This window comes from Sphingobium sp. KKT206 (assembly GCF_055640555.1).
In genome coordinates, this window is sequence record NZ_CM145764.1 from 966777 (window position 1) to 990038 (window position 23262).

14 protein-coding genes and 1 pseudogene are annotated in these 23262 nt (G+C 62.4%); 2 read left to right on the forward strand and 13 right to left on the reverse strand.

What is annotated here, in order from left to right; genetic code table 11:
* Positions 1 to 235: 235 nt before the first annotated feature.
* The 5 genes and pseudogenes from ACZ2HM_RS04590 to ACZ2HM_RS04610 all read right to left on the reverse strand — a co-directional run.
* Positions 236 to 424 (reverse strand): annotated as a pseudogene (locus ACZ2HM_RS04590) (IS5-like element ISLpl3 family transposase); the annotation flags it as partial.
* 100 nt (positions 425 to 524) lie between these two features.
* A complete protein-coding gene (locus ACZ2HM_RS04595; RefSeq protein ID WP_470426352.1) occupies positions 525 to 2021 on the reverse strand; it encodes an MFS transporter in 1497 nt (498 codons plus the stop codon).
* A 147-nt stretch (positions 2022 to 2168) separates the two neighbouring features.
* Positions 2169 to 4241 carry a glycoside hydrolase family 97 protein gene (locus ACZ2HM_RS04600; protein ID WP_470426353.1) on the reverse strand — a complete coding sequence of 691 codons (2073 nt, stop codon included), beginning with the start codon at positions 4239 to 4241 and terminating at the stop codon, positions 2169 to 2171.
* Positions 4238 to 5848, reverse strand: coding sequence for an alpha-glucosidase (locus ACZ2HM_RS04605; RefSeq protein ID WP_470426354.1), 1611 nt, complete (start codon positions 5846 to 5848; stop codon positions 4238 to 4240). The genes ACZ2HM_RS04600 and ACZ2HM_RS04605 overlap by 4 nt, the downstream gene beginning before the upstream one ends.
* Positions 5845 to 7704, reverse strand: coding sequence for an alpha-amylase family glycosyl hydrolase (locus ACZ2HM_RS04610; RefSeq protein ID WP_470426355.1), 1860 nt, complete (start codon positions 7702 to 7704; stop codon positions 5845 to 5847). Before ACZ2HM_RS04610 ends, ACZ2HM_RS04605 begins: the two co-directional genes overlap by 4 nt.
* A 147-nt stretch (positions 7705 to 7851) precedes the next feature.
* On the opposite strand from ACZ2HM_RS04610, the gene ACZ2HM_RS04615 reads away from it, so the two are divergent.
* The gene (locus tag ACZ2HM_RS04615) at positions 7852 to 8874 is read left to right on the forward strand and encodes a LacI family DNA-binding transcriptional regulator (RefSeq protein ID WP_069066739.1); all 1023 of its coding nucleotides are present in this window, start codon (positions 7852 to 7854) and stop codon (positions 8872 to 8874) included.
* A 162-nt stretch (positions 8875 to 9036) separates the two neighbouring features.
* Here the strand turns inward: ACZ2HM_RS04615 and ACZ2HM_RS04620 are convergent, their stop codons facing one another.
* Complete coding sequence (locus ACZ2HM_RS04620; protein WP_470426356.1) at positions 9037 to 11814, reverse strand: TonB-dependent receptor; 2778 nt, start codon at positions 11812 to 11814, stop codon at positions 9037 to 9039.
* Between the two features lie 340 nt (positions 11815 to 12154).
* Between ACZ2HM_RS04620 and ACZ2HM_RS04625 the strand changes: the two genes are divergently transcribed.
* Complete coding sequence (locus ACZ2HM_RS04625) at positions 12155 to 14467, forward strand: beta-L-arabinofuranosidase domain-containing protein (RefSeq protein WP_470426357.1); 2313 nt, start codon at positions 12155 to 12157, stop codon at positions 14465 to 14467.
* Positions 14468 to 14533: 66 nt separating this feature from the next.
* On the opposite strand, the gene ACZ2HM_RS04630 is transcribed toward ACZ2HM_RS04625, so the two are convergent.
* From ACZ2HM_RS04630 to aroA, 7 genes are all read right to left on the reverse strand, one after another.
* The gene (locus ACZ2HM_RS04630; RefSeq protein WP_470426358.1) at positions 14534 to 15802 is read right to left on the reverse strand and encodes an aminotransferase class V-fold PLP-dependent enzyme; all 1269 of its coding nucleotides are present in this window, start codon (positions 15800 to 15802) and stop codon (positions 14534 to 14536) included.
* A gap of 17 nt (positions 15803 to 15819) precedes the next feature.
* Positions 15820 to 18195: a TonB-dependent receptor plug domain-containing protein gene (locus tag ACZ2HM_RS04635; protein WP_470426359.1), complete on the reverse strand. Its 2376-nt coding sequence runs from the start codon at positions 18193 to 18195 to the stop codon at positions 15820 to 15822.
* Positions 18196 to 18689: 494 nt separating this feature from the next.
* Positions 18690 to 18980, reverse strand: coding sequence for an integration host factor subunit beta (locus ACZ2HM_RS04640; RefSeq protein ID WP_037480067.1), 291 nt, complete (start codon positions 18978 to 18980; stop codon positions 18690 to 18692).
* 166 nt (positions 18981 to 19146) lie between these two features.
* Positions 19147 to 20859, reverse strand: coding sequence for a 30S ribosomal protein S1 (gene rpsA / locus ACZ2HM_RS04645; RefSeq protein WP_037480069.1), 1713 nt, complete (start codon positions 20857 to 20859; stop codon positions 19147 to 19149).
* A gap of 170 nt (positions 20860 to 21029) precedes the next feature.
* Positions 21030 to 21665, reverse strand: a complete 636-nt coding sequence (cmk, locus tag ACZ2HM_RS04650; protein WP_470426360.1) for a (d)CMP kinase — start codon at positions 21663 to 21665, stop codon at positions 21030 to 21032.
* Positions 21662 to 21910: a CBU_0592 family membrane protein gene (locus ACZ2HM_RS04655; protein ID WP_096060582.1), complete on the reverse strand. Its 249-nt coding sequence runs from the start codon at positions 21908 to 21910 to the stop codon at positions 21662 to 21664. The genes cmk and ACZ2HM_RS04655 overlap by 4 nt, the downstream gene beginning before the upstream one ends.
* Complete coding sequence (gene aroA / locus ACZ2HM_RS04660) at positions 21907 to 23217, reverse strand: 3-phosphoshikimate 1-carboxyvinyltransferase (protein ID WP_470426791.1); 1311 nt, start codon at positions 23215 to 23217, stop codon at positions 21907 to 21909. The genes ACZ2HM_RS04655 and aroA overlap by 4 nt, the downstream gene beginning before the upstream one ends.
* Positions 23218 to 23262: the final 45 nt, after the last annotated feature.

Here is a 23262-nt window from a genome sequence, read left to right on the forward strand (position 1 = left end):
TGATAGCATCGTCATTCTGGATGTGTTGGACTGCGAATGATTGCGAGATCATTTCCCCCTCGCGGCAGTCCGTTTGTTTGGCGATGGCGGCCGACACGACAGTCAGGCACCTTCCTGCAAGGCAGTTGGGATGCTTGATGCTCACGGTTTAGGGCGGTTGACAAAGGGGGTTCCCAAATCGCGTAGGTTTTGATTCAAGGCAGCTTTTGAGGAAGTTGCCTTGATCCGCCGACAGCTACCTTGGATTTATCCACATCGTTTCAATCCGACTGGCGATGCGGCGGAAGCGCTTGAGCTTGTTGAAGAAGCATTCGACCTGATGCCGTTTGGCACTGATGGGATTGGTTTTAATCGGCGCGGTCGCGCCGAGGTTGTCAGTGATGACAGCGCGTAGCGGATCGGCATTGTGGGCCGTGTCTGCGATTCTGCACACCGATCACATTGACCGCCGAGTCGTGTAAGGCGCATCATAGTTTCAGGACGGACATATTCAGCCATAGGCCGCTATGGCGAAATTTCCCCGTCTAGCGGCAGCGTAGCGTTGCCACCGACGCCAACAGCATCACACCGGCGGCGAATGCCATGGTCCAGATGGGTTCGGTCGGAAAGGCGTGGCGCATGATGGTGCCCATGACGGTGGCGACCAGCAGTTGCGGGATGACGACGAAGGCGTTGAACAGACCCATGTAGATGCCAAGCTTCGCCTGCGGCACGCTGGACGCGAGCATGGCATAGGGCATGGCGAGGGTGGATGCCCAGGCGATGCCGATCGCGACTTCCGAGAGCAGCAGCAGTTGCGCGTCGCGCAGGAACAGGAAGGACAAGAAGCCCAGTGCGCCCAGCATCAGCGCGATGGCATGGGTGTTCGCCTGGCCGATGCGGCGGGCGAGCGGTTGGAGCAGGAAGGGGGCGGCGAGAGCGGCGACGCCATTATAGGTCGCGAACAATATGCCGACCCAGTTGGCCCCGGCATTATAGGCGGAGCTGGCGGGATCGGCCGATCCGAACATATATTGGGCGACGACCGGCGTGGTATAGATCCACATGATGAACAGCGCGGACCAGGTGAAGAATTGGACGAGCGCCAGTTTCTTCATCAGCGGCGGCATGGCCGCGAAATCGCCGACGACATGGCTGAGCAGATTGTCGTTGCGACCCTGGCCATGGAGCCAGCGGGCGACGAGGCGCGCGACGCCATAAGCGGCCAGCAACGCGCCGAGCAGATAGAGTTCCTTTTCCAGCGACCAGGTCCACACGATCGCCAATATGGCGACGCCTGTCGCGATCCAGCCTGCTCCACCCGCAGGCATGGCGCGTGTCGCCGGTGCGAGGCCTGCGGCGTCGTCATCGGCCCGCGCAAAACGGGCCATCTGGTCGGGCGCATATTCGCGTGTCGTCAGCACGGTCCATAGCACCGCGAGGAACAGCGCCGCCCCCCCGATATAGAAGCTGATCCGCACCGTGTCGGGCACGCCCGGCCCGACGGCGACATTGGCGACACCCATCTGGTCAAGCATCCAGGGGGTGGCAGAGCCAATCACCGCGCCCGCGCCGATGAAGGCGGTTTGCAGGGCATAGCCGGCCATATGCTGATCCTTGTCCAGCATGTCGCCGACAAAGGCGCGGAACGGCTCCATCGATATGTTCAACGATGCGTCGAGTATCCAGAGCATCATCGCCGCCGCCAGCAGACCGGGGGCATTGGGCATCCCGATCAGCGCTGCCGCCGCGAACAGGGCACCGACAAAGAAATAGGGGCGGCGACGACCGAACCGGCACCAGGTCCGGTCGCTATAATGGCCGATGATCGGCTGAACCAACAGGCCGGTCAGGGGTGCAGCGATCCACAGCAGCGCCAGATCGTCCAGGCTTTCGCCCAGCGACTGGAAGATGCGGCTCATATTGGCGTTCTGAAGGGCGAAGCCGATCTGGATGCCGAAGAAGCCGAAGCTGATATTCCACAGTCCCGCAAAACCCTGTCGGGGGCGGGTTATCTGTGTGCTGTCATGTTGCCCGTCCATCCCGCATCCGCCCCTTAACTTCGCATATTTCCCGGCAATTTCGATATTTTATTGCCCGTTTCTGATCCTATCGGAAAGTCGGACGTCGATGCAGGCCGCGGTTGGCAGCATAGAGCGCGCGCGGCCTGTAGGACAGGAAATAGGATGTCAGCGCCGGCGTGGTTTGCCGCCCGCCACGAAACGGATCGCCTGACCGCCACCGGGTGCCAGCGCGATCGTCAGCCGGTCGCCCTTCCTGACCGTCTTCTTCTCGATCACGATCGCGTGGCGCGCGTCGGTGCGATAATCCGCGCCTGGTCCGTCACGGTAGATTTCCGCGACATAGCTGCGCCCGGCATCCAGAAAGTCGAGCGTCACCTGGCTGGCGCGGGCTTCTTCGTCACCCACGGCGCCCAGATACCAGTCATCGCCGCCCTTTTCCTTGCGCGCGATCGTGACATAGTCGCCGACTTCGCCGTTCAGGACGCGGGTGTCGGACCAGTCGGTCGGCACATCCTTGATGAACTGGAAGGGGCCAGGATATTTCGCGTAATTTTCCGGCGTATCGGCGGCCATCACCACGGGTGAATACAGGACCACATAGAGGGCCAGTTGCTTGGCGATCGTCGACTGGATCGAGCTGCCTTCCGACCCGGAGAGGCTGAGGACGCCGGGCGTGAAGTCCATGGGGCCGCCGAGCATCTGGGTGAAGGCCAGATTGGCTTCATGTTCGGGCGGGTTCTTGCCGCCGACCCAGGCATTATATTCCATGCCGCGTCCGCCTTCGCGCGACACCCAATTGGGGTAGGTGCGGCGCAGGCCGGTGTCCTTGACCGGTTCGTGGCTGTCGATGCTGACCTTATATTTGGCGGCGGCCTGTACCACGCGCAGATAATGGTTCACCATCCACTGGCCCTCATGCCATTCGCGATGTCGGGTGCCATCGGCATCGACGCGCTCGATCTGCCCGGCATCAGTGACATAGCCGGTCTTCACCACCTGTTCGCCATGGTCGGCCGCCCATTTAAAGGCGCTGTCGAGTTGCGCGTCATAATGGCTGGCCGATCCGCCGGTTTCATGATGGCCGATCAGCGTGACGCCCTTCGATCTGGCATAGGCCGCCAGCGCATCCGCGTCGAAATCCTCGGTCGGTTGGGAGAAATTCATGGCATTGCCATCGCCGAACCAGTTGCCGTCCCAGCCGACATTCCATCCCTCGACCAGCACGGCGGGGATGCCGCTGGCGGCGGCAAAGTCGATATAGCGGCGGACATTGGCGTTGGTCGCACCATGTTTGGGACCGCGCGCCCAGCTCCATTCGCCCTTGATCATGTTCCACCACACGCCGACGAACTTGCCCGGCTTGATCCAGCCCGACACGTCGCCCAGCTTGTTAGGCTCGTTCAAGTTCAGGATCATGTGGTTCATGTAGAGGCCCGCCGCATCGTCGGCGATGGCGATGGTGCGCCAGGGCGTCGAGAAACCCGCATCGCGCGAGACTTTGGCGGTGCCAGCGCCCGGCGTCAGGGCGGCGCGGAACATGTTGCCCTGCACCCGCGCCAGGTTCATTGCGCTATAGTCGACCAATGCCGCTTCATGCAGCGCGACATGGGTGCCGCTGGCGAGCTTTACCGTCATGACGGTCTGCGCCGTGCCGACCGCATCGAGCGGCGTCTTGTCGTAGAGATATTCTTCGCGGTTCCATTCAAAGGCGGGCTTCCACCAGGCGGTGCCGGGCTGAGCGAAGGCGAACTGGGTCAGTTCCTCGGCGATATTGGCATGGTGCAGATTAGGCTGGTCGGGCAGGGTGTAGCGGAAAGCCACGCCATCATCGAACAGGCGGAAGGTCACACCCATTTCGCGCTGAAGGTCAGTCTTTTCGCGGAAGGCGAGACGGATTTCGCTATGGTTGTCGCGGATGGTCGACCATTCGCCCCAGGGCTGCGTCCAGCTCGTGTCTCGCCGGTCGCGCTTCGTGTCGGCCAGCGTCAGGTTGCGCTCGATCTTGGGCGCGTCGGTGAGCATGAAGCCAAGGCGGCTGTCAGCGATCAGCGGCTGGCCGTCGCGCTGCACGGCGTAGCTGGGGCGGCCTTCGCCATCCAGGCTGACGGTCAGGGTGATGCGACCATCGGGCGAGGCGGCCTTGGCGACGACATCGGCGCGCGCGGCAATCGGGGCCAGCGACAGGGCGAAAAGCGGGATGGCCAAAATGCGGAGGGTGGGCGCAGTCAGTCGCGTCATGCTATATGTCCTTGATAGTGGGCGACGAGGGCGGCGGCAGCGGGGAAGTGCCACGCCGTGGCACCCCCGCAGGTCAGCATCGGGTGCCAGCGTTCCGCATCGTGCGGCGTCCAACTGACCGGCTGATCGCCAAGGTTGAAGATGCAGAGCAGCTGTTCGCCGCCATGGCTGCGTTCGAAGGCGAGCAGGTCGCCGGGCATCTCCCGAAAGTCCACGGTGCCGGCGCGCAGGGCAGGATAGGCTTTGCGCAAGGCGAGAACCTCACGAGTCCAGTGCAGTAGGGAGGCGGCGTCTGCCTCCTGCCGGTCGACGGCGAGCGGGCGATGCGCTTCCCCGATCGGTAGCCAGGGTTTGGCGTCGGAGAAACCGAGATAGGGCGCATCGGCGATCCACGGCATCGGCGTGCGGGCGCCGTCGCGGGACAGGGTGAGTGGCCAATTGGCGATGGCTTCGGGGTCTTGCAGATCCTCGAACGCGATATCGACCTGCGACAGGCCCAATTCCTCGCCATAATAGAGGAAGATATTGCCGCGCAGGCAAGCGAGCAGCAGCATCTTCATCCGGCAATAAGCTTGCGGGTCATGATCCTTGGCCCAGCGCGATACGGCGCGCGGGGCATCGTGATTTTCAAAGGCCCAGCTTGGCCAGCCGATCCCCTGTTCCGCTGGCCATTTTTGCAGCGCGCTTTTCATCAAGTCGCTGGTCAGGGCAGGGGCATAGAGGAAGTCGAAGCCATAGGCGGTATTGAGGCGCTGGTCGCCCTGGGTAAAGGCCTTCATCTCCCGGTCGCTGTCCGCGCCGCCGACTTCGGCGACGGTAAAGCGATCAGGATAGGCGTCGAACACGCTGCGGACCTTTTCGAGGAAAAGGGGGATGTTCGGATGGCTCTGATTATAGGTTTTGAGCTGGAAATCGAACGGGCGGGTGCGCAGGCTGCCATCGTCGGGTGCGGGCGGATTATCGCGCAGCTCTGGATCGTGCATCGAATGGTTGATCGCGTCGATGCGAAAGCCATCGACGCCCCGGTCGAGCCAGAAGCGGATGATGTCGAACACGGCTGCCTGCACGTCCGGGTGGTGCAGGTGCAATTGCGGCTGTTCGCGCAGGAAGCTGTGCATATAATATTGGCCACGCCGTGCGTCCCAGGTCCAGGCCGGACCGCCGAAGACGGACTGCCAATTATTGGGCGGCGATCCGTCCGGCTTGGCATCGGCCCAGACATACCAGTCGGCCTTGGCATTGTTGCGGCTGGCGCGGCTTTCGATGAACCAGCCATGCTGATCCGACGTATGCGCCCAGACCTGATCAACGATGACGCGCAGGCCCAGCGCATGGGCACGGGCGACCAGCGCATCGAAATCGGCGAGCGTGCCGAAAATCGGATCGACATCGCAATAGTCCGACACGTCATAGCCGAAGTCGCGCATCGGGCTTTTGAAGAAGGGCGACAGCCAGATCGCATCGACGCCCAGTGACGCGACATAAGGCAGGCGGGCGGTAATGCCGTTGAGGTCGCCGATACCGTCCCCATTGGAGTCGGCGAAGCTGCGCGGATAGATTTGGTAGATGGCGGCACCGCGCCACCATGATTCAGGCATGTCGGTCATTCAGGGGACTTTGCAGATGGGGAAGACGGCGCGCGGACGGCGCACAGGCTGTAGCCGAGCGGGGGGAGGGTGACGGCCAGGCTGCCGGGGGCAGCAGCCCGGCCAGCGCAGGGTGCGCCCGCCAGCGTGACGAAAGCGTCCGACCGGACATCGACCTGGACATGGGTCTGGATCGGCGCGGTCGATGTGTTGAAGGCGATCAGATATTCAGCGCCAGTGTCGGGGTCGAAGCGGGAAAGGGCGAACAGGCCGGGTTCTTCCGACCGGGCACGTACCACTTGGCTGCCCCGGCGCAGGGCAGGGTGGGCGGTGCGCAGGCGGGCGAGCGAGGCGATGGTGCGATAGAGGCTGTGCGAGGGATCGAAGCGGGGCGTTGCGGTCGTCGCGTCCGTGCCGACGAGGCGGTTGTCATTGTAGATGGCGACCTTGCTGCCGAACATATCCTCGCGCGCGTCCTGATCGCCGCCGTCACCGGCAAAGCCCTGTTCATCGCCATAATAGAGCGTCGGTGCGCCGCGCAGCGTCAGCATCATGGCGTGGCCGAGCGTGACGCGGTCCAGCACTTCCTGTTCGCTGGCGGCGGGAAAGGCGCGGCGGACGAAGGTGGCGAAGCGGCCATTGTCATGATTGCTGATGAAGGTCGGCAGTTGCCGCGCGGTGGCTTCACCCTCGACATAGAGGGCATCGCCCTGGAGCATCTTTTCCCACAGCGCCGTCGCGCCCTTGCCCGCGACGGTCTGGATCGCGACCTGGTGGAAGGCGAAATCGAGCACCGAGGGAAAGCCGCCCTCGCGCGTGTGCCAGGCGAGCGGGCCGGACAGGATATCGCTTTCCGACACTTCGCCGAAGATGTGGAAATTGGGGATGCCTTTGGCTTTTGCGCGGGCCTGCATGGCGGGGACGAAGGCCTGCCAGAAATGCGGGTCGACATGGCGGGCGGTATCGACGCGGAATCCATCGACACCGAAACGGTCGATCCAGTCGCCGAATATCTCGATCATCCCCGCAATGACGCGCGGATTTTCGGTCATGAGGTCGTCCAGCCCGACAAAGTCGCCCATCGTCGCGCTTTCGCCGCGATAGGTGGTTTCGCCCCTGTTGTGATAGAGGGTGACGTCGTTCAGCCAAGCGGGCGTCTTGGTCTGTTCCTCGCCCTTGGGGATATAGGGCGTATAGGCGTAGGACGGATCGGTCAGCTGGGCGAAATTGTCCGCGCGATGGTCATCATCGCTGGTGAAGCCGGGATTGATCGGCTGGCCATTGACGCCGCCGCGCCGTTGATAGGGATAGTCCGCGCGCGAGCGGTAGGTGCAGGCGGAAACGGCGCATTCGCGATATTGGATGACGTCGGCGGTGTGGTTGGCGATGATGTCCATATAGACTTTCATGCCCCGCCCATGGGCGGCCTCCACCAGGGCCGCGAAATCGGCGTCGGTGCCGAAATGCGGATCGACATGGGTGAAGTCGGTGATCCAATAGCCGTGATAGCCCGCGTTTTCCTGGCCCTTGGCGCCCTGCACCGGCTTGTTGCGGAAGATGGGGCCGACCCAGATGGCGGTCGCGCCCAGTCCCTGGATATAGTCTAGCCGTCGGATCAGGCCTTTGAGGTCGCCGCCATGGAAAAAGCCCTTGGTCGTGGGGTCATAGCCATGGGTCAGCCGATCGCCGCCAAAGTCGCCCTTGTCATTGCGCGGATCGCCATTGTCGAAGCGGTCGGGCAGGACGAAATAGATGATCTCATCCTCCGGCAGGCGGGCGCGAAAATCTGCGGGAGCGGGCGGTGCGGCGGGCGCGGACAGGGCGGGGGTGGCCAGCGCCATCAGCGCTGCGAACAGCATGGGATTGCGCTTTCGCATTCCTCTTCCTCCTCTGGTCCGCACTGGCCTGATCGCCGCGGTCTTATGCCCCCTTCTTAGTCGGCCTTTGTTGGTGCGGCCAAGGATGCGACATACGTATTCAAAGCCCGGCTTTCCAAGCGTGCCGGAGCGGCGTAGGATCAGGCGATGGCCGTCAATGAGAAAATCACGTCGTTCGACATCGCGACATTGGCCGGTGTTTCCCAGCCGACCGTATCGCGCGCGCTGCGCGGCGACCCCACGGTCAGCGAGGGGACGCGCAAGCGGATCGAGGCGATCGCCCGCCAGCTCAACTATGCGGTGGACAAGAATGCGTCATCGCTGCGCCGGGGAAAGAGCAATACGCTGGCGCTGCTGTTCTTCGAGGATCTGCTGCCCGACGAAAGCTGGATCAATCCCTTCTTCCTGTCGATGCTGGGGCCGATCCTGCAAACCTGCGCCAAGCGGGGCTATGACCTGCTGACATCCTTTCAGCAATTATCGACCGACTGGCATGTCGATTATGAAGATAGTCGCAAGGCCGACGGCATCATCCTGCTCGGTTATGGCAATTACGAGATTTATCGCGTCCGGCTGGAACAGCTGGTGGCGCAGGGGACGCATTTCGTCCGCTGGGGTTCGGTCGATGACCATGCGTTGGGCATGACCATCGGTTGCGATAATCGGCAGGGTGGGCGCGATGCGGGTCGGCATCTGATCGAACGCGGCCGCCGCTCGATTGCCTTTCTGGGCGATGCGTCCAACCGCTATCCCGAATTTCGCGATCGTTATGCGGGGCTGACCGAGGCGATGGTGGAGGCGGGCCTGCCGGTCGATCCGGGGCTGCATGTCGATGCCCTGTCGATCGAACATTCCGGCCATGAGGCGGCGCGCCGCCTGATCGCGCGCGGCATTCCGTTCGATGCTATTTTCGCCGGATCCGACCTGATCGCGATCGGCGCGATGCGCGCGCTGGAGGAGGCGGGGATGACGGTGCCGAACGATGTGGCGATGATCGGTTTCGACGATATTCCCGCGGTCAGCCTGACGCGCCCGCCACTGACCACGGTTGCGCAGGATTATCTGCTTGCGGGCGAAGTGCTGGTCGATGCGCTGATCGCCCAGATCAAGGGCAAGCCAGTGACGCCGACGCTGCTGGCGCCACGGTTGGTCAGCCGGATGACCGCCTGATCGCGTTTCACACGGTCCCGCAGCCCGAACGGTGGAAATCGGCAATGTTTCAAAAAAAGGGACCGCCCTCTCCTGAAAGAAGCGGCGGTCCCGGCACTGCCTGCGTGCAGTCAGGCAGATCAGAGGGTCATCCTCCCCCGCCGGGGGAGGATTTGAGAAGCGTTAGAATTTGTAGGTGAGGCCCAGATAATAATCGCGGCCATAGCGTTGATAGTCGATGACCTGGCGCGGATCGTCATTCTGGTAGGTGACGAAGGGCTGGTCGGTCAGGTTCTTGCCCTGGAGCAGGATCGACAGGCCAGTGAGCGGACCCGACTGGAATTCATAGCCGATCTGCGCGTCCAATATGCCCTCCGCCTTGGCCGTGCGGAAGGTGGGGGCTGCCGACAGGCCAGCGACTTCGCCCAGGAAAGATGAGCGGTAGCGATAGCTGACCCGTGCCTGGAAGCCGCTGCGTTCGAAATAGGCGGTGCCGCTGGCGACCCATTTGGAGAGGCCCGGCAGGGTCACGGTCGCTCCGGGATTGCTGCCATATTTGACTTCGCTGTGGGTGTAGGAGCCGCTGGCGAAGAGGCCGAAACCATCAAGGGTCTCGGTGAACAGCTTGAAGGGCAGCGACGCGGTGGCTTCCGCGCCGATGATCGTGCCCTTGCCGTTGTTGGCGGGTGCCTTCAGCAAGCCGATGGCGCCGCCATTCGCGATGATTTCGTTGCGAATATCCGCAGGCAAGGCGGGCAGAAGCGACGAGAAGTCATAAGCGATATTGTTGTTGGGATCGACGAAGTCGGTCAGGTTCTTGAAATAGCCCGACAGCGAGACATAGCCGCCATTGCGGAAATAGCGTTCCACCGACAGGTCGATATTGGTCGATTGATAGGGACGCAAATTGGTGTTGCCGCCGTTCGAGCTGAACGGGCTGTTGAACGGGTCGGAACCCAGGCCGATCTTCGAGGGATCGAAGCTGAATTCCTGGTTCACCCGCTCCTGGTCGAGGCGCGGGCGGACCATGGCCTGCGCGGCGCCCAGTTTGATGAAGAAACCGGGTTCCAGCTCGACCGACATCTGCGCGCTCGGCAGGAAATCGGTATAGCTGGTCTTGCCCGAAGCAGGCACCACCGTAACCACGCCATTGGCGAAGCTGGAAATAGTGCCGACCGAGCGCTGCCTGGAATGGATCACCTGCGCGCCGAACGCGCCCTTGAGCGGCTTGCCGCCGAGTTCGCCGTCCATCGTCATCTTGGCATAGCCCGTGAACACATCTTCCTTCACGAAGTTATCGCGCACGAGCGATTGCGGGCGATTATCATATACCGCGTCGAGGACATTATTGTAGAGATAGAGCGGATCAAGCGTCAGCATCGCCGGAACGCCCAGATAGCCGAGCGAGACGTTGGAGCCGAGCAGCGCTTCGCTGGGAACAGGAGCTGAACCGGGGGTGCCGCCCGCGATGGTGCAATCGGTCCCGCCCGTCGGACACAGGAAATAGCTAGTGAAGGCACTGGTTTTCTTGCGACGGCTGTAATTGCCGCCCACTTCCCAGTTGCTGAAGATGCTGCCTTCAATCTCGCCCGTCAGGTTCGTGCGGAACGAGCGCAGATCGTCGATGAATTTGGGCTGGTTCAGGAAGCCCGCCTGCACCACGGCGGTCGTGCCATTATAGCCCCAGCCATTGGGATCGGTCAGGCTGATGATGTTGGTGTCGGTATAGTCGATGGTCGGCACGATCTGAAACAGGCCGTTGGACTGGCGATCGACGCGCACGGTGTCGGGCACGCCCGACCGCAGATAGCCGGTGCCCGAATAGGTTTCGAGCAGGAAGTCGGTGCGCTTGGCGCGCGACCAGCTGGCATCGACGTTCAAGTAAAGCCTGTCGTTCAGGCGGAACTGGTTGTTCCAGCCCAGCGAGATGGTGTCGGCGGTGCGCTTGTTATAATCGTTGCGCTGCACGCCATAGACGTTGCTGAAGGTCGCGCCGGTGACGAAGCCATCTTCCACCGTCACATCGCTGACGCCGACATTGGTGCCCCAGACCAGCGGAAATTCGATGCCGCGCAGCCGCTGTTCTTCCTCAAAATGCGAATAGAGGACGTCGAAGGTCGAATGGAAATTGTCGCTCGGCTGCCATTCCAGCGTGGCGACGGCACCATAGCGCTTCAACAGGTTGGATTGGACATAGGGTTTGGCGCCGCCGATGATCAGGTTGTTGTCGGCATCGGTCGGATAGCCCCAGGCGTTGAAGCGCTCATTTTGCGACGGGGTGTGCGAGGCGGAAAAACCGATGGCGAGGCCCAGCGTATCGTCGGCATATTGATCGACATAGGTGGCCGACGCGCGATAGCCATAGCGTTCGCCATCCGGGTTCAGCTTGTCGAGGCCATTCATCTGGCCACGCAGGGCAACGGCGATGATGCGGTCATTCTTGTCGAGCGGGCGGAGCATTCTAAGGTCGACCGTGCCGGAAATGCCGGCCGCGATCAGGGCTGCGTCGGAACTTTTGTAGACATTGACGTTCTGGAAGAATTCGGACGGATATTGATCATATTCCACGCCGCGATTGTCGCCGACGGTCACCTGTTCGCGCCCGTTGAGCAGGGTGGTGGAAAAGTCGGGGCCAAGGCCACGGATCGACAGGCGCTGGTCGCGGCCTTCGAGACGCTGGGCGGTGACGCCGGGCAGGCGGGCGAGCGAGTCCGCGATCGAGACGTCGGGCAGCTTGCCGACATCTTCGGCCGTGATGGAATCGACGATCAGCACCGAATCGCGCTTCATCTTGGCAGCGGAGGCCAGCGATGCGCGGATGCCGGTGACGACGATGGCATCGACGGGTTGGTCGGCGGCGGCAGGCGCATCGGTCGTTTGCGCGGATGCGATCGACGTTACGGAAAGCGAAACGCCCGCCATCAAAGCCGCGCGCAGAACAGAACCATATATAGTGTGCATTGCAGAAACACCCTCCCCAAGACGCCTGTTACGGCGCTTCTTGCCGCTTTCGCGGGTCTGAAAGGATATTAGTCCTGCGATACCCGATCTGCACAGCATCCCACATACGTATTCAGGGGATTTGGCGGTATTGGACCTGTAGTTTGGCAGTTCTTCGATCTGATTTGGGCGTCGGCTCGCAGAGAAGCAGATAGCTCACGGGCTGGGATGGGTGACTCTCAATCTCGATAGCCACATACAAATAACCATGCAGCGAAGCAGAATGATCGCGGCTTGATAGCATTTACTCATACAAAAAGAGGAGATAGGGTCGGCCCAACGACTGGATCAGGAGAGTGACATGGATTGGACGCGCCGCGCTATGTTGGGGGCAGGGGTTGCGCTCGGCACGATGCCGTCCTTTGCCTGGGCGGCGCGTGGCGCATCATCGGGGGCGACGCCCTTTCCCTTGTCGCAAGTGCGGTTGAAGCCGTCGATTTTCCTGACCTCGGTACAGGCGAACCAGCGCTATCTTCTGTCGCTCGATGCGGATCGGTTGCTGCATAATTTCCATGCCGGGGCAGGGCTGCCGACCAAAGGCGATGTCTATGGTGGATGGGAGTCGCGCGGCATCGCCGGGCACTCGCTGGGTCACTATCTGAGCGCGCTGTCGCTGATCTACGCGCAGACGGGCGATGCGCCGTTTCGCGACCGCGCTGCCTATATCGTGCGCGAACTCAAGGCGATCCAGGTGAAGCAGGGCGACGGTTATGCGGGCGGCACCACCGTCGAGCGCGACGGCAAGACGGTAGATGGCAAGATCGTCTATGAGGAACTGCGCAAGAGCGACATCCGATCGACCGGGTTCAGCCTGAACGAAGGATGGGTACCGCTTTATACCTATCATAAGGTCATCGCCGGTGCGCTGGATGCGCATCATCATGCGGGCATCAAGGATGGCCTGTCCGTGGCGATCGGCCTTGGCGATTATCTTGGTACGATCGTGGAAGGACTAAGCGATGCTCAGGTGCAGGATATTCTGCGCACCGAGCATGGCGGGCTGACCGAATCCTATGCCGAATTGTATAAGCGCACGGGCAATCGCCGCTGGCTGACCCTGTCCGAACGGATGCGGCATCATGCGATCGTCGATCCGCTCCTGGCCGGGCGCGACGAACTGGCGGGCAAGCATGCCAATACGCAGATCCCCAAGATCGTCGGCGAAGCGCGGTTGCATGAGCTGACCGGCAATGCCGATCCGGCGAAGGTTGCACAATTCTTCTGGGCCACCGTCACCAACGATCACAGCTATGTCATCGGCGGCAATTCGGATCATGAGCATTTTGGCCTGCCGCGCCAACTGGCCCAGCGGCTTGACCAGCAGACGTGCGAGGCGTGCAACAGCTATAATATGCTGCGGCTGACACGGCATCTGTACGGCTGGAACGGCGACGCGCGCTATTTCGATTTCTACGAGCGGTCGCACCTCAATCACATCATGAGCCAGCAAGACCCCAAGACGGGCATGTTCACCTATTTCACGGGGTTGGCATCGGGGATGGCGCGCGTCCATTCGAACCCGACCGAGGATTTCTGGTGCTGCGTCGGGTCGGGCATGGAAAGCCATTCCAAACATGGCGAGAGCATTTATTGGAAGCGTGACGACGCGGTCGCGATCAACCTCTATTATGCGTCGACGCTGAATGCGCCCGACGCGCAACTCGACATGGAGACCGCCTTTCCACTGGATGATAAGGTGCGGATCGCAGTGACGAAAGCGCCGAAAAAGCTGGCGCTGCGTGTGCCGGGGTGGTGCGCCGCGCCGATCTTGCAGGTGAATGGCAAGACGGCGGGGGTCCGCGAAGACGGCTATCTGACGCTGACGGGCTTGAAGGCGGGCGACCAGATTATATTGTCGCTGCCCATGTCCGTGCGGGTCGAAGCGATGCCCGACGATGCCAAGCTGATTGCCTTCCTGAGTGGTCCCTTGGTGCTGGCGGGCGACATGGGGCCGCGCGAACGGTCGTGGGAGGGCGTGGACCCGACCCTCGTCACCGACCAGAGCGCGCCGGCCCTGGTGGCGGCAGGCGGCCTGCACCAATATCGTTTGGGCGAACAGGGAAAGCCCGGTGACCTGACGTTACGGCCCTTCTTTGCGCAGCATGACAACCGCACGGCCGTCTATTTCCGCCGCTTCGATACTGCCGAATGGCAGACCGAACGGGTGGCGTGGGAGAGCGCAGCCAAGGCGCGGGCGGACCTGGCCGCGCGCACGATCGACGTCATCCGCCTGGGCGAACAACAGCCGGAGGTCGATCACGGCTTTGCCGACAGTGGCGGATCGGAGGCGGTTTCGCACGTCGCCGACCGCAGCCGGATCGTGAACAAGGGCTTTTTCGAGTTCGACCTGGCGGTCGCACCTGGGCCGCTGGCGCTGCAAATCACCTATAGCGGTGGCCAGCGCGACAAGGATTTCCGCATCCTGGTGGATGGCAAGCAGTTGGCGCGCGAACGGCTGACAGGCGCGGTAACGTCCGCCCGCAATGTCCAGACCTATGCGCTGCCCGCCGACACGGCGCGAGGGCAGTCGAAGATCCGGGTCCGTTTCGAAGCGGATGCCTGGCAGGGGGTGGAAGTCTACTCCGCCAGCACGATACGGGCGCAGGTAACGTAAGGACGGACCGCCGGCTCTCGGATCAATTCATCTGCAGATTTGGCAATAGTCGATCTTGCGTCGAGATTACAGCGATGCGCCGATCGACCGGAGCGCACGGACCAGGGCATCGATGTCGTCCGCGCTGTTGAACAGGGCGGGGGTAATGCGCATGCACGCACCGCGCGCTGGGCCGTTGCGCTGCACCGAGAAGATGCGATGCTCGTCGAGCAGGCGTTTGGCGATGGCGGCATTGGCGCTGGCGCTTGTGTGGCCGGTGTAGCGGAAAGAGGTTATTCCACCGTGCAGGCGCGGGTCGGCGGGCGTCAAAATTTCCAGCCCGGACGTACCCCGCAGGGTTTCGGCCCAGCGATCGCGCAAATACCGCAACCGGGCGGCGCGGGCGGGACCGCCGATTGTGTCCTGAAAATCGAGGGCGGCGGGGACCGTCAGTTGCGCGGCGAAATCGACCGTGCCGGTATGGACGCGCGCATAGGCGTTGGCGGCAAAGGGTGGCGCGTTGCCGATGTCGGGATCGATCAGGTCGATCTTGGCCTTGCGGATGTAGAGGACGCCGACACCAAGCGGCGCGCCCCACCATTTATGGAGGTTGAAGCCAATGAAGTCGGCATCCAGGTCGGGCAGCGAAAAATCGATCTGGCCCCAGCTGTGTGCCGCGTCGACGATGGCATCGACTCCGCGCGCGCGGGCCATAGCGACGATTTCCCGCACGGGGATGACGAGGCCAGTGCGATGGCTGAGATGGGTCAGCAGGATGAGGCGAACGCGTGGATTGGCCTTGAGCGCTTGCTCATAGGTGTCGATCAACCCCTGATGCGTGGCGGGTTCGGGAAGGTCGACGCGGACGACATCGACATTGCGGCTATGTTTCAAGGATTCGAAACAGGCCTGCATGCTGTCATAGTCGAGATCGGCATAGACTATGGCATCTCCGGGCCGCAGCCGGTTGTAACCGCCGATCAGGCTTTTGAGCGCCTCGGTCGCATTGCGGGTGAAGGCGATTTCGTCAGGGGCGACTTGCATCTCGGCCGCGACGCGATCGCGGACGGCGATCAGGTCGGGCGTCAAGCCGCGCCTAGCATAATAGCTGGTCGCGCGATTGACCTGCCGGACCTTGGCTTCATAGGCTTCCAGCACCGGGCGGGCCATCATGCCCCAATTGCCGTTTTCCAGCTGGATGATGTCAGGCACTACATCATAATGCGCTGCGATCTTGGCCCAATGGCTTTCGTCATCGGGCCGGACGGCCGCCGCCGCTGGCAAGGCGGCGTCGATCCGTCCTGCCAGCGGGACTGCCGCCGTTGCCATCATCATCTGCCTGCGACTGATATCCATCGAGCCATGCTATCCGATCAGAAGGTCACGCCCAAGCGAACATAATATTGGCCGCCATCGGTGTCGAACGGGGCGTTGCGCGAGTAGATAAGGCCGCGGACCGCCTGGTTGGTCGCTTCGTCGGGATAGGTGTCGAAGATATTTTCAGCACCGGCACGGACCGTGATGTTGTCGGTCAGTTGCGCGCTGGCCGACAGGTCGAACAGCGTCATCGCGCCAAAGCGCTGGAAGAGGTCGCCGGTCGCATTGCCGCTGACGTCGGTCCATTTGCCATAATAGCGGGCGCGTGCCTGCAGCCCGAAGCGGCCGATCGTGTAGCCGAGCGACGCGGTGCCATTATGCTTGGGCAGCCGCTCTTCAAAGATGATCCGCTGGGTTTCGTTGGCAATCGCGGCGGAGGTACCGCTCGTCACCTTGGTCTGGTTGTAGTTATAGGCGAGGCTGAGGTCGGCCTTGCCCGGACCCACCTGCTGCGCATAGGCCAGCACGACGTCAATGCCGCGGGTGCGGGTGTCGAAGTCGTTGGTGAAATAGGTGACGGCGGTGAACCGCTGCGGATTGGGCAGGGTGGCGGGCACGGTGAAGGAGCGCGATTGGCCGAACCGGTCGCGCAACTTGATCTGATAGAGATCGATGCTGCCGCTCAGGCCGAACGTGGACTGGAACGTCAGACCGGCGGTGATGGTGCGCGACTTCTCCGGGGTCAGCGGTTGGGCACCGAGCGCAATGGCGATCGGGTCATTGGGCGACAGGCGGCCCGTGTTGAAAATCTGCAGCGTTCGCGTGTCGAGACCCTGGGTGGTGTTGACGGCGTTGAGCTGCGCCGGGGTTGGGGCGCGGAAGCCGGTGGAGTAGGTTCCGCGTACCGCAACGCCCTTGACGGGTTCCAGTCGCGCCGAAAGCTTATAGTTGAACGTGTCGCCAAAGGCCGAGAAATCCTCGTAGCGGCCTGCCGCGCCGAGCGTCAGCGCCTCGACCGGGTGGACTTCCAGGTCCAGATAACCGGCATAGCTGGTCTGCGACCATTCGCCTGAACTTAGCGGATTGAAGCCAGGGAAGCCGTTGCTGTTGGGGGCAAGGCCGGTGGCCGCACCTGGCCCGATGGCGTAGGAGGCCGGGTCGCCTGGACGGATACCGTAGGTTTCCTTGCGCCGTTCCGCGCCGAAAGCGATGTTGGCGGGCTCGGCCAATCCCAGCGGCAGGCGGTAGACGAAATCGGCGTTCAAGTTGAATTCGCTCTGGCGCAAGCGGCCGAGATAGAAGCTCGTCGGACTGAGCGGCCCCAACGAAGCGTTCAGCGATTCGGACATGCTATAGTTGATTCTGCTCCGGCCGGACGAGGCGCTCAGATCATAGGTGAACTGATCGCTGATCGCGCCGCGCAGGCCGCCATCGGCCTGATAATCATCATATTGCGTGCCAAAGCGCGGCGTGAACCCGACGGGATAGACGCTGCTGAAGCTGAAACCTGGGAAGGCCGTGCTGGGATTATAGACATTGCCGGTGCCGACCGGATTACGCCAATTGAAATCGGTGACGCCCTCGCCATTGCCGACCGTGCCAAAGGCATAGGCGGTGACGGCGTCGGAAAAATCATAATGGGCGTTGATCCCGCCACGGACGGAGCGCAGGTCGGGCTGGCCCCAGCGTTGCACCGGATCGGGTACAGTGAGCGTTGGATTGGCTGCCTGGAACGCAATGGCGTCGGGACGCTGGCGGGTGCGCGAGGTGGCATCCGATTTCGAAAATTCGCCGGTGAAGACGATGCTGCCGCGATCGCCTAGAGCCAGGCCGCCTTGAGCACCAGTCTGGTAATTGGTGCCATCGCCCTCATAATATTGCGAATATTGGCCGAAGGCTTCCATGCCTGGCTGATCGTCCAGAATGATGTTGACGACACCGGCGATAGCGTCCGACCCATATTGGGCGGATGCGCCGTCGCGCAGCACTTCGATGCGCTTGATCGCCAGATTGGGGATGGTTGCAAGGTCGGCTGACTGCGCGCCGCGGCTGCCCAGCAGGGCGGAACGGTGATAGCGCTTGCCGTTCACCAGCACCAGCGTCTGGTCGGCCGAGAGGCCACGGAGTGTCGCTGGGCGAACAAAGGCCTGACCGTCGGCGGCGGGCAAACGCTGGACGTTGAACGATGGCAGGAGTTGCGCCAAAGTATCGGACAGATCGTTGGAAATACTATTGTCGATGGACTTTGACGATAGCACGTCAATGGGTGCCAGCGTATCGAATTTCGTCCGCTTGGCATCGCGCGTTCCAGTCACGATGATGGAGTCGCCACTGTCGATATCGGATGCAGCAGGCATATTGTCTTGCGCCACCGCGAATGCGCACGCAGAGAATTGCAGCGCGATCATCGCGCTACCGGCCAGAAATTTCATGATGGTCCCCAAAGGCTTGGTCGATATTATGCTATGACCGCGCCTTTAGTATGCGCTCATGACGGTTCTGTGTATCGAACCGGGAATTTCTATCGCGTGGGAGAGGCGGTTGGTACGGGCGGGGGGACTTGAACCCCCATGGGCAAAGCCCGACGGATTTTCTTACCCGCTACGGCTTTCGCCGCCGCCCGGAGGGGCGTTTGTGGTCTGGACTATCCCTTCACCATATCCCGGCAGGCCGGGGCGCAGGTGCTGCCCGTCTAGTCTCTACACCTTCCTGAAAGCGGACTTTCAGGCTTGGCTCGGGATTGCCATGTTAAAGGTTTCCCCGAATTTGAGCAGTTCTACGTCACAGATTTCCCTGTGCGCACTCAATGATCTAAGTCCGTTGCGTCTACCGATTTCGCCACGCCCGCATTACCAAGGCTGGCTATAGTCGGGAGGATCGGCAGAGCCAAGCGCGATTTGATGGTCAGCGCCGGGCGACGTAATCGTCAATCCTCATGATCGGCATTCAGCCGTTCACGCATTTCCTTGCCGGGCTTGAAATAGGGGACGCGCTTGGCGCTGACCGGTACCTGTTCGCCGGTGCGCGGATTGCGCCCGGTGCGGGCGTCGCGGGCGCGGGTGGTGAAGGCACCAAAGCCGCGCAGTTCGACACGACCGCCAGATGCCAGTCGATCGACAATCTCCTTGAAGAAGAGATCGACGATTCGCTCGACTTCCGGGAGCGTCAGGCCCGGATTTTCGTCAGCCAGTTTCTGGATCAATTCCGAACGGATCATCGAATTTCCAGAGCCCCCTGATTTTTCCCTAGCTAATCATAGGGCTTTTACAGGGCATTGACAATCGCGCAGGTCGGGGATTGTTTCGATACGGAAAGGATATGAAAAGCCCGCCGAGATGATGATCCCGGCGGGCTTCTCTAATTAGTCGACTTTGACGAAAGGCTTAGCCTTCGGTCTTGGCCTTGAGCGCTTCGCCCAGAATGTCGCCCAGCGACGCGCCGCTGTCGGACGAACCGTACTGCGCAACAGCCTGCTTCTCTTCGGCGATCTGCATTGCCTTGATCGAGAAGGTCGGCTTCTTGGCACGGTCGAAGCCGGTGATCATGGCGTCGAACTTCTGGCCGATCTGGAAGCGTTCCGAACGCTGCTCGTCACGGTCACGACCAAGGTCGCTGCGCTTGATGAAGCCAGTGGCGCCATCGTCGCCAGCCTGGACTTCCAGGCCGCCGTCGCGGACTTCAAGAACGGTCACGGTGACGATCGCATTCTTGTTGAGGCCGGCAGCAGCAGCGGTCGTGCCGCCAGCGGCCGGACCACCACGCTCAAGCTGCTTCATGCCGAGGCTGATGCGCTCCTTCTCGACGTCGATGTCGAGAACGACAGCCTGAACGGCCTCGCCCTTGCGATGCAGCGCCAGCGCGTCTTCGCCCGAAATGCCCCACGCGATGTCGGACATGTGGACCATGCCGTCGACGTCGCCGTCCAGGCCGATGAACAGGCCGAACTCGGTCGCATTCTTGACTTCGCCTTCGACGGTCGAACCGATCGGGTGACGTTCGGCAAAGCTGTCCCAGGGATTGCTCTGGGCCTGCTTGAGGCCGAGCGAGATACGGCGCTTTTCGGGATCGACTTCGAGGACCAGAACTTCGACTTCCTGGCTGGTCGAAACGATCTTGCCGGGGTGGACGTTCTTCTTGGTCCAGGACATTTCGGACACATGGACCAGGCCTTCGATGCCGGCTTCCAGCTCGACGAACGCACCATATTCGGTGATGTTCGTGACGCGGCCCGACAGCTTGGCACCGACGGGGTACTTGGCCGATGCGCCTTCCCACGGATCGCTCTCAAGCTGCTTCATGCCGAGCGAGATGCGCTGCGTGTCGCGGTTGATGCGGATGATCTGCACCTTCACGGTGTCGCCGATGTTGATCATCTCATTGGGGTGGTTGATGCGCTTGTAGCTGAGGTCGGTGACGTGCAGCAGGCCATCGATGCCGCCCAGGTCAACGAACGCACCATAGTCAGTGATGTTCTTGACGACGCCTTCGATGATCTGACCTTCGGCCAGCGTCTGGATGAGGCCGCTGCGCTGTTCGGCGCGGGTTTCTTCCAGAATGGCGCGGCGCGACACGACGATGTTGCCGCGGCGGCGATCCATCTTGAGGATCTGGAAAGGCTGCGGAATGTCCATCAGCGGGGTGACATCGCGCACAGGGCGGATGTCGACCTGGCTGCCGGGCAGGAAGGCCACGGCGCCGTCGAGATCGACGGTGAAGCCACCCTTAACGCGGCCGAAGATGACGCCTTCGACGCGGGCGCTCTCGGTGAACTCGGCTTCCAGCTTGTCCCAGGCGGCTTCGCGACGGGCGCGGTCACGCGACAGCATGGCTTCGCCATGGGCGTTTTCGACGCGGTCGACATAGACTTCGACTTCGTCGCCGACCTTGATGTCAGCCTTCTGGCCCGGCATCGCGAATTCGCGCAGCGGCACGCGGCCTTCGGACTTCAGACCTACGTCGATGACGGCCAGGTCGTTTTCGATGGCGGTAACGGTGCCCTTGACGACCCGGCCTTCGAAGCCGCCGTCCTCACCACCGAGGGAATCATTGAGAAGCGCGGCGAAATCGTCGCGCGTGGGGAATGCCGTAGAGGCCATGGTTAGTCCTTCACTCATCATTGCTGGCCAACCGGTTGTATCCGATGGTCTTTGGCCAAACTGTCCCGAACGCCGCATGCGGCCGGGACATCCGTTACCGCAAAAGCGTTTGCGGACGCGCAGACGAGAAAAGCGAAAAGGGCGCGCGGAATACCGCACGCCTTGACGGGTCAGCCTCTGGAGCGACCTTCAAGCTGGGCGTCCACAAGCGCAATCGCCTGGCGGACGGCCGCGTCTATAGACAAATCGCTGGTGTCTAGCAAGTCCGCACCATCGGCGACTTTGAGCGGCGCATGGTCGCGGCTCATGTCGCGGGTGTCGCGCGCCTGGATGTCGGCGATCAGGCTGTCCATATCGGGATGGCCGCCATGCGACAGCGCATCCTGATAGCGGCGTTGGGCGCGGACATGGACGCTGGCGGTGACGAACAGCTTGGCATGGGCATCGGGCGCGATGACGGTGCCGATGTCGCGCCCGTCGAGGATCGCGCCGCCCGGCTGGGTCGCGAAATCGCGCTGCCGCTTGACCAGGGCGTCGCGCACCGCCTGATGCACGGAAACGCGCGAGGCGAGGCTGCCGACCGCTTCGCTGCGCAGCGCCGGATCGGCCAGGGTTTCGTCGCCAAACGAGCAAGCCGCGAGCGCGTCCGATTCGATGTCGGGGTCGCCGCCTGATTTCAGCACGGCAAGGCCGACCGCGCGGTAGAGCAGGCCGGTGTCGAGAACGGGCAGACCATAATGGCGGCCGAGAGCCTTGGCGATGGTGCCTTTGCCCGACGCCGCGGGGCCGTCCACGGCGATGATCATACGGATTTTCTTTTCATGGCTTTGACGAGGCCCAGCAGGGCGATGAGGGTCCAGACGATTTCTAGCGCCATCGACGCCAGGTTGAAATGCACGGTCAGCGACCAGATGAGCAGCAGCGAACCGACAAGGTTTAACAGATTGAAAAAGACAAAGTTCATCTGCTTGGCGATATTGCTGTAGGCATAAGCGACGACCATCATGGCGCTGCCCGCCAGACCGATGATGTTGGCCCAGTCGAACGTCATGCCATGGCACCCAGCGCTTGGAGCAAAGCCGTGAAGGTTGGGAAGCTGGTCGCGACCGGGCGCATGTCGTCAATCGTCACGCCATCGCGCGATACGAGGCCCGCGACGGCGAAACTCATGGCGATACGGTGGTCGAGCTTGGTGGCGATCGGACCGCCGCCTTGGAGCGGCGCGCCGCCGCTGCCCTCAATGATGAGGCCGTCTTCCAATTCCTCGACCGTCACGCCGATCGCGCGGAGGCCGGCTGCCATGGTGGCGATGCGGTCGGATTCCTTGACGCGGAGTTCGTCCAGCCCGCGAAAAACGCTGCGGCCCTGCGCGAGCGCAGCGGCGACGAAGGCGACGGGATATTCGTCAATCATGCTCGGCGCGCGGGCCGGGTCTGGCTCGACACCCTGGAGGGTGGAAGCCGTGACGATCAAATCGCCCACGGGTTCGCCGCCGACTTCGCGGGCGTTGATGACCTCGATGGAGCCGCCCATTTCGCGGAGCAGGTCGATGAGGCCAGCGCGCGTGGCGTTGAGGCCGACATTGGCGATCGTCACCTTCGACCCCGGCACCAGTAGCGCGGCGACCATCGGGAAGGCGGCGGAAGAGGGATCGCCAGGCACGATAATCTGCTGCGGTTGCAATTCCGCTTCGCCGACCAGCGTGATGATGCGAGTGCCGTCGGCTTCCACTTCTACATTGAGGTCCGCGCCGAAGCCGCGCAGCATCCGTTCGCTATGGTCGCGGGTCGGGATCGGCTCGACGACACGGGTGATGCCCGGCGTGTTGAGGCCAGCGAGGAGTATCGCCGATTTCACCTGCGCCGAAGCGACGGGCAGGCGATAGTCGAGCGGCACGGCGGGGCAGGCGCCGCGCATGGTAAGCGGCAGCCGGCCGCCGGGGCTAGTGGTGAAGCTGGCACCCATCTGCGCCAGTGGGTCGGTGACCCGCGCCATGGGGCGTTTGCTGAGCGAGGCATCGCCGATGAAGGTCGCGGTCAGATCATGGCTGGCGAGCAGGCCCATCAGCAGGCGCGTGGACGTGCCGCTATTGCCCATGTCGAGCGCGCCCTCTGGCTGGAGCAGTCCGCCAACGCCGACGCCATGAATATGCCATATGCCATCGGCGTCGCGCTGAATGTCCGCGCCCATCGCCCGCATGGCGGCGGCGGTCGCCAGCACATCCTCGCCCTCCAGCAGACCTTCGACCCGGCTTTCGCCCACGGCCAGCGCCGACAGCATGAGCGATCGGTGCGAAATGCTTTTGTCTCCCGGCACGGTCACGCTGTCCGACAGGGCGGGTGCGGCGGTGAATGTCATCGGGCGGGGCGGTTCGGCGGCAGCGGTCACGGTTCGTCCAGTCTG

Bases quoted from the DNA above. Each gene is read 5' to 3' on its own strand.
- aroA (WP_470426791.1), bottom strand. From the start codon at position 23,217: ATGACATTCACCGCCGCACCCGCCCTGTCGGACAGCGTGACCGTGCCG.
- ACZ2HM_RS04635 (WP_470426359.1), bottom strand. From the start codon at position 18,195: ATGAAATTTCTGGCCGGTAGCGCGATGATCGCGCTGCAATTCTCTGCG.
- ACZ2HM_RS04605 (WP_470426354.1), bottom strand. From the start codon at position 5,848: ATGACCGACATGCCTGAATCATGGTGGCGCGGTGCCGCCATCTACCAA.
- ACZ2HM_RS04600 (WP_470426353.1), bottom strand. From the start codon at position 4,241: ATGACGCGACTGACTGCGCCCACCCTCCGCATTTTGGCCATCCCGCTT.
- ACZ2HM_RS04625 (WP_470426357.1), top strand. From the start codon at position 12,155: ATGGATTGGACGCGCCGCGCTATGTTGGGGGCAGGGGTTGCGCTCGGC.
- ACZ2HM_RS04640 (WP_037480067.1), bottom strand. From the start codon at position 18,980: ATGATCCGTTCGGAATTGATCCAGAAACTGGCTGACGAAAATCCGGGC.
- ACZ2HM_RS04610 (WP_470426355.1), bottom strand. From the start codon at position 7,704: ATGCGAAAGCGCAATCCCATGCTGTTCGCAGCGCTGATGGCGCTGGCC.
- rpsA (WP_037480069.1), bottom strand. From the start codon at position 20,859: ATGGCCTCTACGGCATTCCCCACGCGCGACGATTTCGCCGCGCTTCTC.
- ACZ2HM_RS04615 (WP_069066739.1), top strand. From the start codon at position 7,852: ATGGCCGTCAATGAGAAAATCACGTCGTTCGACATCGCGACATTGGCC.
- ACZ2HM_RS04595 (WP_470426352.1), bottom strand. From the start codon at position 2,021: ATGGACGGGCAACATGACAGCACACAGATAACCCGCCCCCGACAGGGT.
- cmk (WP_470426360.1), bottom strand. From the start codon at position 21,665: ATGATCATCGCCGTGGACGGCCCCGCGGCGTCGGGCAAAGGCACCATC.
- ACZ2HM_RS04620 (WP_470426356.1), bottom strand. From the start codon at position 11,814: ATGCACACTATATATGGTTCTGTTCTGCGCGCGGCTTTGATGGCGGGC.
- ACZ2HM_RS04655 (WP_096060582.1), bottom strand. From the start codon at position 21,910: ATGACGTTCGACTGGGCCAACATCATCGGTCTGGCGGGCAGCGCCATG.
- ACZ2HM_RS04630 (WP_470426358.1), bottom strand. From the start codon at position 15,802: ATGGATATCAGTCGCAGGCAGATGATGATGGCAACGGCGGCAGTCCCG.